The organism is Microbacterium aurantiacum (assembly GCF_031625015.1).
GTDB lineage: Bacteria > Actinomycetota > Actinomycetes > Actinomycetales > Microbacteriaceae > Microbacterium > Microbacterium aurantiacum.
The window spans coordinates 56754-71282 of the sequence record NZ_JAHWXH010000002.1 but is presented as its reverse complement, the minus strand read 5'-3'; the positions used below and the strand labels follow the sequence as shown (position 1 = coordinate 71282).

At 69.9% G+C, this 14529-nt stretch carries 12 protein-coding genes; 5 read left to right on the top strand and 7 right to left on the bottom strand.

Translation table 11 applies throughout. The features are described from left to right. Positions 1 to 2 precede the first annotated feature (2 nt). Complete coding sequence (locus KZC50_RS09975) at positions 3 to 938, bottom strand: ROK family protein (protein ID WP_310891596.1); 936 nt, start codon at positions 936 to 938, stop codon at positions 3 to 5. Positions 939 to 1121: 183 nt separating this feature from the next. On the opposite strand from KZC50_RS09975, the gene KZC50_RS09970 reads away from it, so the two are divergent. Further along, a complete protein-coding gene (locus KZC50_RS09970; protein WP_310891595.1) occupies positions 1122 to 2948 on the top strand; it encodes an AMP-dependent synthetase/ligase in 1827 nt (608 codons plus the stop codon). A gap of 54 nt (positions 2949 to 3002) precedes the next feature. Here the strand turns inward: KZC50_RS09970 and KZC50_RS09965 are convergent, their stop codons facing one another. Genes KZC50_RS09965 through KZC50_RS09955 form a run of 3 tightly spaced genes read right to left on the bottom strand, consistent with a single transcriptional unit; the run spans position 3003 to position 8544 of the window. Beyond that, on the bottom strand, positions 3003 to 3494 hold the full coding sequence (locus tag KZC50_RS09965) for a peptide deformylase (RefSeq protein WP_053547257.1): 492 nt from the start codon (positions 3492 to 3494) through the stop codon (positions 3003 to 3005). Positions 3495 to 3496: 2 nt separating this feature from the next. Continuing rightward, positions 3497 to 5086, bottom strand: coding sequence for a MinD/ParA family ATP-binding protein (locus tag KZC50_RS09960; protein ID WP_310891594.1), 1590 nt, complete (start codon positions 5084 to 5086; stop codon positions 3497 to 3499). 50 nt (positions 5087 to 5136) lie between these two features. Next, the gene (locus tag KZC50_RS09955) at positions 5137 to 8544 is read right to left on the bottom strand and encodes a pyruvate carboxylase (protein WP_310891593.1); all 3408 of its coding nucleotides are present in this window, start codon (positions 8542 to 8544) and stop codon (positions 5137 to 5139) included. A gap of 72 nt (positions 8545 to 8616) precedes the next feature. On the opposite strand from KZC50_RS09955, the gene KZC50_RS09950 reads away from it, so the two are divergent. Next, positions 8617 to 9426, top strand: coding sequence for a ParA family protein (locus KZC50_RS09950; protein WP_053547254.1), 810 nt, complete (start codon positions 8617 to 8619; stop codon positions 9424 to 9426). Between the two features lie 176 nt (positions 9427 to 9602). Here the strand turns inward: KZC50_RS09950 and KZC50_RS09945 are convergent, their stop codons facing one another. From KZC50_RS09945 to KZC50_RS09935, 3 genes are all read right to left on the bottom strand, one after another. Further along, complete coding sequence (locus tag KZC50_RS09945; RefSeq protein ID WP_053547253.1) at positions 9603 to 10148, bottom strand: MerR family transcriptional regulator; 546 nt, start codon at positions 10146 to 10148, stop codon at positions 9603 to 9605. Between the two features lie 100 nt (positions 10149 to 10248). Next, the gene (gene ftsR, locus KZC50_RS09940; RefSeq protein ID WP_310891592.1) at positions 10249 to 10941 is read right to left on the bottom strand and encodes a transcriptional regulator FtsR; all 693 of its coding nucleotides are present in this window, start codon (positions 10939 to 10941) and stop codon (positions 10249 to 10251) included. Beyond that, positions 10941 to 11450 (bottom strand): FHA domain-containing protein, encoded by a 510-nt coding sequence (locus KZC50_RS09935; RefSeq protein WP_310891591.1) that lies wholly within the window; start codon positions 11448 to 11450, stop codon positions 10941 to 10943. The genes ftsR and KZC50_RS09935 overlap by 1 nt, the downstream gene beginning before the upstream one ends. A gap of 131 nt (positions 11451 to 11581) precedes the next feature. On the opposite strand from KZC50_RS09935, the gene KZC50_RS09930 reads away from it, so the two are divergent. The 3 genes from KZC50_RS09930 (at position 11582) to KZC50_RS09920 (ending at position 14509) form a co-directional block, all read left to right on the top strand. After that, positions 11582 to 12259: a copper resistance CopC family protein gene (locus tag KZC50_RS09930; protein WP_310891590.1), complete on the top strand. Its 678-nt coding sequence runs from the start codon at positions 11582 to 11584 to the stop codon at positions 12257 to 12259. Positions 12260 to 12269: 10 nt separating this feature from the next. Beyond that, positions 12270 to 13667, top strand: a complete 1398-nt coding sequence (gene lpdA / locus KZC50_RS09925) for a dihydrolipoyl dehydrogenase (RefSeq protein ID WP_236968556.1) — start codon at positions 12270 to 12272, stop codon at positions 13665 to 13667. Between the two features lie 122 nt (positions 13668 to 13789). Further along, positions 13790 to 14509, top strand: a complete 720-nt coding sequence (locus KZC50_RS09920) for a glycosyltransferase family A protein (RefSeq protein WP_310891589.1) — start codon at positions 13790 to 13792, stop codon at positions 14507 to 14509. Positions 14510 to 14529: the final 20 nt, after the last annotated feature.

Sequence of the window (14529 nt, the reverse complement as noted above, 5' to 3'; positions counted from 1 at the left end):
GACTAGACCTGCTCCCCCGCGAGGTCGGCGACGCCGATGACGCCGGCGTCGTTGACGAGCTGGGCGATGGCGAAGCGCGCCACCGGGCGATCCCCGTAGCCCGGCAGCGAGGTCTCGTAGGCGATGCGCACGGGCTCCAGCAGATCATCCCCCAGCTGGGCGACGCCACCCCCGATGACGAAGAGCTCGGGGTCGAGGACCGCCTGGAAGCCGCCGCACGCCTCCCCGAGGGCCGTGGCGACCCGGCGCAGTGCTTCGATCGCACCCGCATCACCCGCGAGGACCAGACGCGAGACCGCCGGCCCGCTGATCACGCCGTTCTCCTCCCGGAGCTGGGCGAGGGCTTCTCCGATGCCGCCGCCGTCGGCGATCGCATTCGCCTCCCGCTGGAGCGCGCGCCCGGATGCGTACTGTTCGAGGCATCCGTTCTGACCGCAGCCGCAGGCGCGTCCGTCCCGGGCGAACCGCGTGTGGCCGAGTTCGCCGCCGATTCCGTGTCCGCCGCGGAAGAGCGCGCCGTCGAGGACGACCGCTCCACCGACGCCGGTGCCCATCGTGAGCATCACCATGTGGTCGACGTCGCGTCCCGCCCCGAACCGGAACTCGGCCCACCCCGCGGCGTTGGCGTCGTTCTCGATGGTGACGGGCAGACCGATGCCCTGCTCGAGGGTCGCCTTGAGCGGCTCGTTGTGCCAGGCGATGTTCGGGGCGTGGATGACGACGGCGCGGTCGCGGTCGATGAAACCGGCGGCGGCGACACCGACCGCGGAGATCTCGTGTGCGGCCCGGAAGTGGGCGGCCATGTCGATGACCGCCCGCGCGAGCGCACCGGTGTCCTTGGGCGTGTCGACGCGCAGCTTCTCCACGATCCGCCCCTCAGCATCCACCACACCGCCGGCGATCTTCGTGCCGCCTATGTCGATTCCGACCTTGAGCACCGCGTTCCTCTCCGCCGACGCGCGCGCGACGGCGCCTTGAAGTCTAGTGGCGCGTCGAGATCGCCCCCGCGGCATGCCGGTCCCCGCTCACGCGCGAGCGGGCGTCGGTGTGCCCGGCTCATGCTCTGATTAGACTCAGTACGAACGAACCCGAGATTCCGTACCGGTACCGAAGGAGCTGCCGTGGCACAATTCGACGTCCCCGCGATCGTCCCCGCCGATCCCACCGCGAACGTGAGCGACCTGCTGGTCGACCGCGTGAGCCAGACCCCGCAGCGTGCACTGTTCGCCGTGCCCGACGGAGACGGCTGGCGCGACATCAGCGCCGCGCAGTTCCACGCGCAGGTGATCGCCCTCGCGAAGGGATTCGCCGCCGCGGGAATCCAGCCCGGCGACAAGGTCGGCTTCATCGCCCGCACCACGTACGACTGGACGCTGGTCGACTTCGCACTGTTCTTCGCCGGCGCGGTCATGGTCCCCATCTACGAGACCAGCTCTGCGGCACAGATCGGATGGATCCTCAGCGACTCCGGCGCCGTGGCCTGCATCACCGAGTCCGCGGACCACTCCGCGCGGCTCGCCGAGGTCCGTTCGGACGTTCCCCTCGTGACCTCCGTGTGGGAGATGCACGCGGGCGACCTGGACGCCCTCGTCGCTCAGGGTGCGGCCGTGACGGATGCCGAGATCGAACGTCGGCGGAAGATCGCCGTCGGCTCCGACATCGCCACGCTCATCTACACGTCCGGGTCGACCGGGCGCCCGAAGGGCTGCGTCCTCACCCACAGCAACTTCGTCGAGCTCGCCCGCAACTCCGGGAAGGCCCTGCAGGAGGTCGTCGCCGAGCCGGACGCGTCCACGCTGCTCTTCATCACCACGGCGCACGTGTTCGCCCGGTTCATCTCGATCCTCAACGTCCACGCGGGCGTGAAGACCGGACACCAGCCCGATACCAAGCAGCTACTGCCGGCCCTCGGCTCCTTCAAGCCCACTTACCTCCTCGCCGTCCCGCGCGTCTTCGAGAAGGTCTACAACTCCGCCGAGCAGAAGGCCGAGGCCGGCGGCAAGGGGAAGATCTTCCGGGCCGCGGCGCACACCGCGATCGAGCACTCTCGCCTGCTTCAGGAGGGCGCGCGCATCCCCCTCGGCATGCGGCTGAAGTTCGCACTGTTCGACAAGCTCGTGTACAGCAAGCTGCGCACGGCGATGGGCGGCCGTGTCCGCCACGCCGTGTCGGGATCGGCGCCGCTCGGGCCGCGTCTGGGGCACTTCTTCCACAGCCTGGGAGTCGTGATCCTCGAGGGATACGGCCTCACCGAGACGACCGCGCCGGCCACGGTGAACCTCGTGACGAAGTCGAAGATCGGCACCGTCGGCCCCGTACTGCCCGGCGTCGGTGTCCGGATCGCGGACGACGGCGAGGTCGAGGTCCGCGGCATCAACGTGTTCAAGGAGTACTGGCGCAATCCCGAGGCGACCGCTGCGGCGTTCGACGGTGAATGGTTCCGGACGGGCGACCTGGGTGAGTTCGACCAGGAGGGCTTCCTCAAGATCACCGGGCGCAAGAAGGAGATCATCGTCACCGCCGGAGGCAAGAACGTCGCCCCCGCCGGGCTCGAGGATCCCATCCGCGCCAACCCGATCGTCGGTCAGGTGGTCGTCGTGGGTGATCAGAAGCCGTTCATCTCCGCCCTCATCACCCTCGACCCGGAGATGCTCCCGACCTGGCTCGGAAACAACGGCCTCCCCTCAGACATGTCGCTGGAGGATGCCGCGAAGAACGACGCCGTCCGCGCCGAGGTACAGCGGGCGATCGACGTCGCCAACAAGAGCGTCTCGCGCGCCGAGTCGATCCGGAAGTTCGTCATCCTCCCCACCGAGTGGACCGAGGCGAGCGGGCATCTCACGCCGAAGATGAGCATCAAGCGGAACGTCATCATGGACGACTTCGCGGCGCAGATCGAAGAGCTCTACACGGTTCCCGTCAACACGACGTCCACGTCGATCAGCTGAGGATCGCCGAGAAGCAGACGTAGCCGGGAGTCTGAGTGGTTCTGACCCGCAGGGTCAGAACCACTCAGACTCCCGGATCTGCTTCATCGCCTGGCGTCGGTCCTCCGGCGCAAGGCGCTGCAGATACAGCGTCCCGTCGAGGTGATCGGTCTCGTGCTGGAGCGCCTGCGCCATGAGGCCCTCCCCCTCCAGGACGACCTCGTCGCCGTTCAGGTCGATGCCGACCACCTTCGCCCGCGGGTACCGCAGGGCGTCGTGCCAGAGACCCGGCACCGACAGGCAGCCCTCGCCGATGCGGGAGGGCTCCCCCGCCACCTCGACCAGAACAGGGTTGAGCACGTAGCCGATGTCGCCGTCGATGTTGTAGCTGAAGGCGCGGACGCCGACACCGATCTGCGGTGCGGCGACGCCGGCGCGGCCGGGGACGGCGACGGTGTCCAGAAGATCCTGGACGAGCGCGCGCACCCCGTCGTCGATCGTGTCGATCGACGCGCACACGGCACGCAGCACCGGGTCGCCGAAGACGCGGATGGGTCGTACGGCCATGCTCAGGCCGCCGACGCCAGGGAGCGGAGTCCCTCGACCACGGTCGCCGCCATCTCGCGCGCCGCCTGCCGCGTCTCGGGCTGAAGATCGCGGAAGGTGATCGCGCTCCCGGCCGCGATGAGCGGGTCGTACGGCATCCGCACGACACTGCGCACACGCGAGCGGAAGTGGGCTTCCAACTCTTCGAGCTGGACGACCGGGCGCCCGGGACGGGAGTTGTTCAGCACCACGACGGCGGAACGCACGCGCTCCGCGTACCCGTTGGTCTCGAGCCACGTGAGGGTCTCCGACGCCAGGCGCGCTTCATCCACACTGAGTCCTGCGACGATGACCACCTGATCGGCGAGGTCGAGGGTCGCCCCCATGACCGAGTGGACGATGCCGGTTCCGGTGTCCGTGAGGACCACCGAATAGTAGTGGGCGGCGAGTTCGGCCACCTGCCGGTAGTCGGTGTCGCTGAAGGCTTCCGAGACGTGCGGGTCGGTGTCCGACGCGAGGACGTCGAGGCGGGTCTCGTCGCGCGCGACGATCGCCGACAGGTTGTTGTACCCGGAGACGTCGGCGCGGGAGCGCACCAGGTCGCGGACCGTGCGGTTGCTCGTGCGCGAGATCCGCTCCGCGAGCGTTCCACGGTCGGGGTTCGCGTCGACGGCGATGATCCGGTCGTCGCGCGCGTCCGCGAGCGCCATGCCGAGAAGGGTGGTGATGGTCGTCTTGCCGACCCCGCCCTTGCGCGAGAGCACGGGGACGAACCGCGCACCGCCGGCCAGAGGTGCGGAGATGCGGCGGTCGAGCTCCTTGCGCGCCCGCGCACGCTTGCCGTCGCCGAGATTGATGCGACGACCGGAGAGCGAATAGATCAGGTGCTGCCACACGCCGTCCGGCTCGGGACGCGTGGTGCGGCTCGGATCGAGCAGCCGGTCGGCGGTGAGGAGGTCGGCGGTCTCCCGGTCCGGCTCGAACTCACCGAGCCGCTTCGACGTCAACGCCACCTCGGATCGACGACGAGGCTTGTCGTGGGCCGCGGCGGCGTGCGCCTCCGCCCGCGTCATCGCCGGCGCGGGCGTCGTCGAGGGCGCGGGAGCCGGGACCACCGGCTGCGCCCCCGTGACGGGGGCGTCGGAGGGCCGCACCGGCACGGATGCCGTCACCGGAGCTGCGGCGACGGAACCGGTCTGGACGATCTCCGCGTCGTGGATGTCCTCGTCGTCGTGGCGGGAGAGGGCGACGTCGCTCCCCCCGTCTTCGATCACCGGCGAGGATTCGACATCCTCACCGACGGAGTCTGCGGCGGGCTCGGTGTCGGGGCGGTCCTCCACGGGCGCGTCGAGCGCGGGGGCAGTGTCGTGGGCGTCGTCCACGATCTCCGCCTCGGCCGTGTCAGCCGGGATCTCGACCACGAAAGGCACCTCACCGCTGATGACCTCGTCTTCGTCGAGGTCATCCTCCTCGGGTTCGCTCGGAAGCTGCACGGGGACGTGCGCCGTCGGGGTTCCGAGCAGCCCGAGGGGTGCGGAGTCGATGCTGCCCGTGTCGGCGAGGATGCCGTTCTCGGCGTCGTCGGCGGGCTGGTCGGGATGGTCGGGCGTCACTGCGGGTGTCTCCAAAAAGCAAGGGGGCGGCGATCTCGCCGCGCTCCAGGCTACTGGGCGGGGCGGATGACGACCAAAAGGTCTCCGGCCTCGACCTGCGCGGTCGGCCCGATCGCGAGCCGCTCCACCACCCCGTCGACGGGGGCGGTGATCGCCGCCTCCATCTTCATCGCCTCGATCGACGCGACCGCGTCGCCGGCGCTCACGCGCTCACCGACACCGGTCTTGAGCGTCACGACGCCGGAGAACGGTGCGGCGATCTGACCGGGTCGCGTCGTGTCCGCCTTCTCCGCCTGCCGCGCCTCGACCTGGATGCTCCGGTCGCGGACGAACACCGGTCGCAGCTGACCGTTCAGGGTGGTCATGACGGTCCGCATGCCCTTGTCGTCAGCCTCGCCGATGGCTTCGAGCCCGACGAACAGCTGCACGCCGCGCTCGATCTCCACGACGTGCTCGGTGCCCGGCGCAAGCCCGTACAGGTAGTCCGCGGTGTCGAGGACGCTCACGTCGCCGAACACCTCGCGCACCTGCGCGAAGGCGCGGGTGGGCCCGGGGAAGAGCAGGCGATTGAGCGTCTGCCGGCGCGTGGCGCGGTCCTCGGTCAGCGCCTCGGCCTCGGCATCCGTCAGCGGGGTGATCGCGATACGGACGTCGCGGCCCGCGAGCACCTTGCTGCGGAAAGGCTCCGGCCAGCCGCCCGGGAGGTCGCCGAGTTCGCCGGCCATGAAGCCGATCACGGAATCGGGGATGTCGTACGCACCCGGGTTCGCTTCGAAGTCGGCCGGATCGGCCTTGACCGCGGCGAGGTGCAACGCGAGGTCGCCGACGACCTTGGACGATGGGGTGACCTTCGGCACGCGGCCGAGGATGCGGTTCGCCGCGGCGTACATGTCCTCGATGAGCTCGAAGTCCTCGGACAGGCCGAGCGCGATCGCCTGCTGGCGCAGGTTGGACAGCTGCCCACCCGGGATCTCGTGGTGGTAGACCCGACCGGTCGGTCCGGGCAGCCCGGACTCGAACGGCGCGTAGAGGTGCCGCACGGCCTCCCAGTAGGGCTCGAGGTCGCCGACCGCGTCGAGATCGAGCCCCGTGTCGCGCTCGGTGTGGGCGAGGGCAGCCACCAGCGCCGAAAGCGACGGCTGACTGGTCGTGCCCGACATCGGTGCGGCGGCTGCGTCGACCGCATCCGCTCCGGCGGCGCTGGCGGCGAGGAGCGTCGCGAGCTGACCGCCCGCGGTGTCGTGCGTGTGCACGTGGACGGGGACGTCGAAGCGCTCGCGCAGCGCCGACACCAGGCGGCTCGCGGCAGCCGGCCGCAGCAGACCCGCCATGTCCTTGATCGCGAGGATGTGCGCGCCCGCCTCGACGATCTGCTCCGCGAGCCGGAGGTAGTAGTCCAGCGTGTACAGGTCCTCCGCCGGGTTCAGCAGATCGCCGGTGTAGCACAGGGCCACCTCGGCGACGGCGGTTCCCGTCGCGCGCACGGCGTCGATCGCCGGACGCATCTGAGCGACGTCGTTGAGCGCGTCGAACACCCGGAAGATGTCGATGCCGCTCGCAGCCGCCTCGGCGACGAACGCATCGGTGACCTCCGTCGGGTACGGGGTGTATCCGACGGTGTTCCGGCCACGCAGCAGCATCTGGATCGCGACGTTCGGCAAGGCCTGCCGCAGGCGGTCGAGCCGCTCCCACGGGTCTTCGCCCAGGAATCGAAGCGCGACGTCGTAGGTCGCGCCTCCCCACGCCTCGACGCTGAGGAGCTGCGGGGTCAGTCGCGCCACGTAGGGCGCGACGGTGACGAGGTCCTTCGTCCGCACGCGCGTGGCGAGGAGGGACTGGTGCGCGTCGCGGAATGTCGTCTCGGTGACGGCGAGGGCGGTCTGCGCCCGCAGGTCGCGCGCGAAGCCTTCGGGTCCGAGTGCGAGAAGACGCTGACGCGATCCCTCGGGCGCCGGAGCCGTCAGGTCGAGGGCGGGGAGCTTCAGGCGCGGGTCCACCGTGAGCGGGTTGTCGCCGTGCGGCTTGTTGACCGTGGTGTCGACGAGCCAGTTCAGGATCTTCGTACCGCGGTCCTTGGATTCGCGGCCGCGGACGAGGTGCGGCCGTTCGTCGATGAACGCGGTGCTGACATCGCCGGCGATGAAGGACGCGTCGTCGAGGACCGCCTGCAGGAACGGGATGTTCGTGGACACCCCGCGGATGCGGAACTCCGCCAGGGCGCGCCGGGCGCGGACCACCGCGGCACCGAAGTCGCGCCCGCGGCAGGTGAGCTTGGCGAGCATCGAGTCGAAATGGGGGCTGATCTGCGCGCCGGCGGCGGTCGTACCGCCATCCAGGCGGATGCCGGCACCGCCCGGCGAACGGTAGGTGGTGATCTTGCCCGTGTCGGGTCGGAACCCCTGGGACGGATCCTCCGTCGTGATGCGGCACTGCAGCGCCGCCCCCCGCAGGTGGATGCGATCCTGCGTGAGCCCGAGGTCCTGGAGGGACTGCCCCGCGGCGATGCGCATCTGGGACTGGACGAGGTCGACGTCGGTGACCTCTTCGGTGACGGTGTGCTCGACCTGGATCCGGGGGTTCATCTCGATGAAGACGACCTCCCCCGCGCGGGGGCCCGCGGTCTCGAGGAGGAACTCCACGGTCCCGGCGTTCTGATACCCGATGGAACGGGCGAACGCCACGGCGTAGGCGTGTAGCGCGTCGCGGACGCCCGGGTCGAGGTTCGGAGCCGGCGCGATCTCGATGACCTTCTGGTGCCGGCGCTGCAGCGAGCAGTCCCGCTCGAACAGGTGGACCGTCTCCCCCGCCGTGTCGGCGAGGATCTGGACCTCGATGTGGCGGGGCCGCTGCACGGCCTGCTCGAGGAACACCCGGGCGTCGCCGAAGGCGCTCCCCGCCTCGCGCATCGCCTCGGCGAGAGCCGGCGCGAGCTCCCCCGCGGTCTCCACGCGGCGCATGCCCCGACCGCCGCCGCCGGCGACCGCCTTGACGAAGATCGGGAAGCCGATGTCCTCGGCCTGGCCGAGCAGGACGTCGACGTCGTCGGAGGCCTCGGTCGAGCGGAGCACGGGAACGCCGGCAGCGACGGCATGCGCCTTGGCCGTGACCTTGTTGCCCGCCATCTCGAGAACGGATGCCGGCGGCCCGATGAACGCGATCCCGTGCGCGGCGGCCTTCTCGGCCAGCTCGGGGTTCTCGGAGAGGAAGCCGTAGCCCGGGTAGACCGCGTCCGCGCCGGATTCGAGGGCGACGCGGATGATCTCGTCGACGTCGAGGTAGGCGCGGACGGGGTGCCCCTCCTCGCCGATCCGGTACGCCTCGTCGGCCTTCAGCCGGTGGAGGGAGTTGCGGTCCTCGTACGGGAACACCGCGACCGTGCGGGCTCCCAACTCGAATGCCGCGCGGAAGGCGCGGATCGCGATCTCTCCACGATTGGCCACCAGGATCTTGCGGAACATTCGACCTCCGAGCGGTGAGGTGCGGACGGGCTGAGTGTGCTCTCAGCCTAGGGGACGGTAACGTAGGGCCTTGTGCACGTACTTTCCGTCAGCTCGCTCAAAGGCGGGGTGGGTAAGACGACCGTGACGCTGGGACTCGCTTCCGCCGCATTCGCGCGGGGAGTCCGGACGCTCGTCGTCGACCTCGACCCGCAGTCCGACGTGTCGACGGGCATGGACATCCAGGTGGCGGGGCGTCTGAACGTCGCCGACGTCCTGGCGAATCCGAAGGACAAGGTCGTCAAGCAGGCGATCACCTCCAGTGGCTGGGCCAAGGTGCACCCGGGCACGATCGACGTGATGATCGGCAGTCCGTCCGCGATCAACTTCGACGGTCCGCACCCCTCCGTCCGCGACGTGTGGAAGCTCGAGGAGGCGCTCGCGACGATCGAGAACGAGTACGACCTCGTCCTCATCGACTGCGCCCCGTCGCTCAACGCGCTCACCCGCACCGCATGGGCGGCATCCGATCGGGTCGTCGTCGTCACCGAGCCCGGCCTGTTCTCCGTCGCCGCCGCCGACCGTGCGCTGCGGGCGATCGAAGAGATCCGCCGCGGCCTCTCCCCGCGCCTGCAGCCGCTCGGGATCGTCGTCAACCGCGTGCGCCCCCAGTCGATCGAGCATCAGTTCCGCATCAAGGAGCTCCGCGACATGTTCGGCCCGCTCGTGCTGACGCCCCAGCTGCCCGAGCGCACCTCGCTCCAGCAGGCTCAGGGCGCGGCGAAGCCGTTGCACATCTGGCCCGGCGACTCCGCTCAAGAGCTCGCGGCCGACTTCGACGCCCTCCTCGACCGCATCATCCGCACCGGACGCATCCCCGTCCCCGGCGCCACCACCGCCTGAGCATCAGGGTCGACCTCCACCGGGAGATCGGCCGATCAGCGACCGCGCGCCGTCGAGAACGCGGGATGACACGCGCACGAAGCGCGCCGACAACAGCTGTTTCGGCGATCGGCCACGCGATCTCGACCGATGCTGCGCCTGAAGGCGCAGCCCATGCAGGGTGATCGCGAGGCGACTCAGGCCGTGCGCGCGGCGCGACGAGCGGAGAGCTCGTCCATGATCTCGGGCGTCTGCGCGTCGAAGTCGACGAGTGTGGACTCGACCTCGCGCAGCACCTTCCCGACGGCGATGCCGAACACACCCTGCCCGCGGCTGACCAGATCGATGACCTCGTCGTTCGAGGTGCAGAGGTAGACCGATGCCCCGTCGCTCATGAGCGTCGTTCCGGCCAGGTCGCGGATCCCCGCGGCGCGCAGCTGGTCGACCGCGGTGCGGATCTGCTGCAGGGAGATCCCGGTGTCGAGGAGCCGCTTGACGAGCTTCAGGACGAGGATGTCGCGGAAACCGTAGAGACGCTGCGACCCTGACCCGCTCGCACCGCGGACGGTGGGCTCGACGAGCTCGGTGCGAGCCCAGTAGTCCAGCTGCCGATAGGTGATCCCCGCGGCCCGTGCGGCGACGGCCCCGCGGTATCCGACCTCGTCGTCCATCTGGGGCAGACCGTCGGTGAAAAGGAGGTCGGCGACGAAAGGCTGTTCGTCGGCCGCTTCACGAGCGCTCATGCTCGTCCCCCCTTAGATTCGGATGTCTCCACGTTAGGTGAGCCGGAGCCCTCCGGCAACGACATCCGGCGATCGGGTCTCGGCGTGTCGCCCACCACGGTCAGGACAGCAGCCTCTCGAGCGCAGCGCGCACGAACGTGGAGCGCACTTCGTCGAGACGGCGGGTCAGTTCTCCGGCGACTTCGCCCGCACGACCGCGGGAGGCGGCGTCGGTGCGACGCAGGATGGGCGCCAGCGCCTGTTCCACGAGCGCCACATCACGATCGGCGTTCTGGCGGAGGGCGCGGACGTGGCGCGGCTCGATACCGTGCCGGTCGAGGGCGACCAGCGATCGCATCAGCGCGACGGTCTGCTCGGGGTACGACTCCGCGGCCGTGATGATCCCGGTGCTGATCGCGTCGTTGAGGAGCTGCGGTGCCGCGCCGGAGGCCGACAGCAGCTCGTCCCGACGGTAGCGCCGCGGCGCGGGGACGATGGACGGCGGCGGCACGGCCGTGGGCGTCGCCGGGTCGCGCCCCGCGTCGACGTCGGCGAGATAGTCGCGGATCACCGAGAGGGGCAGATAGTGGTCGCGCTGCAGAGTGAGGGCGAGGCGCAGCCGCTCGAGATCCGCCATGGAGAACTTGCGGTAGCCCGACTCGGTGCGCATCGGGGTGACGATCCCCTGGACCTCGAGGAAGCGGAGCTTGCTGGAGGTGAGCGCGGGGAACTCCGGCGAGAGCCGGGCCAGGACCTGACCGATGCTCAGAAGACCCGCGGACGACGAACGTTCGCGGGCGGCGGCGGCCGGCATCAGCCTTCCGAGGATGCGGCGAGATCGACGGGCGAGACGAAGAAGTTCAGTCGGAACTTCCCGACCCGCACCTCGGCGCCGTTGGTCAGCGTCGCGCGGTCGACCCGTTCGCCATTGACGTAGGTGCCGTTGAGGGAGCGCTGGTCCACGAGCTCGAACGAAGCCCCCTGGCGGGCGATCTCCGCGTGGCGACGGGACACCGTGACGTCATCGAAGAAGATGTCGGCCTCGGGATGCCGCCCCACCGTCGTCACGTCCGAGTCGAGGAGGTAGCGTGCACCGGCGGTCGGACCCGACCGGACGATCAGGAGCGCGGCGCCCGACGGCAGAGCGTCGATCGCCTCCAATTCGGCCTCGCCGAGGTCGCTGCCGAACGGCACGAACGACAGGTCGGAGTCATGCCCGAATGTCTGGGTGATGTCGCTTCCGCGATCGGAGCCGACGATGTCGCCCCGTGCATCGGCAGAGCGACGGATGTCGTCCGGCTCTGGCCGGCGGTAGTCCTCCACGTGGTGCTCCTTTCGAGGTGCCAGCCTAGCCGATGCGCGGACCCGGATGAGAGCCGGACGATGAGCGGGAGCCGTTGCGCGCCCACCCGTTCAGGTTCCGTGGAACGCGGGTCGATACCCTCGTCCGCGTGATGACCGCACACGCCTCCCTTCCCGCCCGCCGCTCCCCTCGACAGACATTCGCCGCCGCGTGGCTGGCGTTCGCCGTCCTGCTCGCCGCGGTGCTCCTTCCCGCGTCTCCGGCCGCGGCGCACGACGAGTTGGTCGGAAGCGACCCCGCTGCCGGATCCGCCGTGGAGACGCTCCCGGCTGCTCTGACGCTGACCTTCAGCGCGGACATCGCGCCCGACGAAGGGGCGTCCGAGATCCAGGTGACGGATGCCGCCGGCACGGCCCTGAACGACGGGGCACCCGTCGTCGAAGGCACCACCCTGTCCCAGGCGCTGGCGGGCACGGCCTCCGGCGAGGTCACGGTCCTGTGGAAGGTGGTCTCCAGCGACGGGCACCCGATCTCCGGCGAGCTCTCCTTCATCGTGACCGCTCCGCCGGCACCGAGCCCCACCGCGACGGCGTCGCCGACGGCCACGGTCGAGCCGACGCCGACCGTGGAGCCGACGGTGACCCCGGTGGAGACGACGACTCCGGAACCGGTGACGACCGAGCCGGCGTCCTCGGCCACCTCCTGGATCATCGGCGGTGTCGTGATCCTGCTCCTCGTCGCCGCCGCGGTGACGTACCTGATCGTGTCCCGCGCGCGACGTACCCGGGCGGGCGCGCGCGACGGTTCCGACGCCGCCGGCGGGCGATAGGCTGGGAGCCATGCCTCACTACGACGTCGCCATCCTCGGCGCAGGCCCCGGCGGGTACGTCGCGGCCGTCCGCGCCGCCCAGCTCGGCCTCACGGTCGCGATCATCGAGGAGAAGTACTGGGGTGGTGTGTGCCTGAACGTCGGGTGCATCCCCTCGAAGGCTCTCCTGAAGAACGCCGACCTCGCCCACACGTTCCACGACAAGGCCGAGCTGTTCGGCATCTCGGGTGACGTCCACTTCGACTTCGGTGTCGCGTGGGATCGCAGCCGGAAGGTCTCGGACACCCACGTCAAGGGCATCCACTTCCTCATGAAGAAGAACAAGGTGACCGAGTACGAAGGGCGTGGCACCTTCACGGGCCCGAACGCCCTCACGGTCGCCAAGAGCGACGGCTCCACCGACGAGGTGACCTTCGACAACGCGATCATCTCGACCGGCTCGAAGGTGCGACTGCTGCCGGGCGTCGAGCTGAGCGAGAACGTCGTGACCTACGAAGAGCAGATCATGACGCGCGAACTTCCGGAGTCGATCGTCATCGTCGGCGCCGGCGCAATCGGCATGGAGTTCGCCTTCGTGATGACCAACTACGGCGTGAAGGTCACGATCATCGAGTTCCTCGACCGTGCACTGCCGAACGAGGACGCCGACGTGTCCAAGGAGATCGCCCGTCAGTACAAGAAGTACGGCGTCGACATCCTGACCTCCACCAAGGTCGAGACGGTCGTCGACTCCGGCGACAAGGTCACCGTCACCTACACCGGCAAGGACGGCGCCCAGGGCTCGATCGAGGCCGACAAGGTTCTGATGTCGATCGGGTTCGCGCCCAACGTGGAGGGCTTCGGCCTCGAGACCACCGGCGTGAAGCTGACCGACCGCGGCGCCATCGAGATCGACGACCACATGCGCACCTCCGTGCCCCACATCTACGCGATCGGCGACGTCACTGCGAAGCTCCAGCTCGCGCACGTGGCCGAAGCGCAGGGTGTTGTGGCCGCAGAGACCATCGGCAAGGCCGAGACGATGACCCTCGGCGACTACCGCATGATGCCGCGGGCGACGTTCTGCTCGCCGCAGGTGGCGTCCTTCGGCCTCACCGAGCAGCAGGCGCGCGACGCCGGCTACGACGTGAAGGTCGCGAAGTTCCCGTTCTCCGCGAACGGCAAGGCCAACGGTCTCGGCGAGCCGATCGGCTTCGTCAAGCTCATCGCCGACGGAGAGCACCTCGAGCTCCTCGGCGGTCACCTCATCGGCCCCGATGTCTCGGAGCTTCTCCCCGAGCTCACGCTCGCGCAGAAGTGGGACCTCACCGCGCTCGAGGCGGCCCGGAACATCCACACCCACCCCACGCTGTCGGAGGGCCTCCAGGAGGCGTTCCACGGCCTCGCGGGGCACATGATCAACCTCTGATCCGAAACGATCGAGCGGGGCACGGGCACGAGCCCGTGCCCCGCCGCCGCGTATCGGCGTGAAGGTGTCCGGGCGGAGTCAACCCCCTCGCCGGATCGACACAATTCCGATGGGGTCGACGGATGCCGCAGCCGCACCGTTCCCGCGTCACCGTTGTGATCCCCGTCCTCGACGACGCACCGCACCTCGCGCGGTGTCTGCGCGCTCTCCGCCGACAGGATCGCGTTCCCGACGAAGTGCTCGTCGTGGACAACGGCTCGCGCGACGACAGCGCCCGGGTGGCGCAGGCCCACGGTGCGCGCGTCATCGTGTGTGAGGAGCCCGGCATCCCCGCCGCCAGCGCGGCCGGGTACGACGCGGCCTCGGGCGACGTCCTGCTCCGCCTCGATGCCGACTGCCACCCGGGCCCCGCGTGGGTGCGGACGATGGCCGATGCGTTCGATGCCCACCCCGGCACGGTGGCGGTCACGGGCGGGGCCCGGTTCGCCGACAGTCCTGCGCTCTTGCGCGGGCCGCTCGCCGCGGCGTATCTTCTCGCCTACGCCGCGGTGATGACGCCCCTGCTCGGCCATCTCCCGCTTTTCGGCTCCAACCTCGGCATCCGTGCGTCGTGCTGGCGAGAGGTACGCGCTCACGTCCATCGTCACGACGCAGACCTGCACGACGATCTCGATTTGGCGTTCCACGTCGGCGAACGAGGACGCATCCAGTTCGTCCGGCGCACCGGAATGACGATGTCGATGCGCCCGTTCCACAGCCTGACCGCGCTGCGAGAGCGCGCGAGACGAGGGTCGGCTACCGTTCTGGCCCATTTCCCCGCAGACCGCCCGCCGCGTCGCTAGAGGCGGCTCCGCGCGGGCGC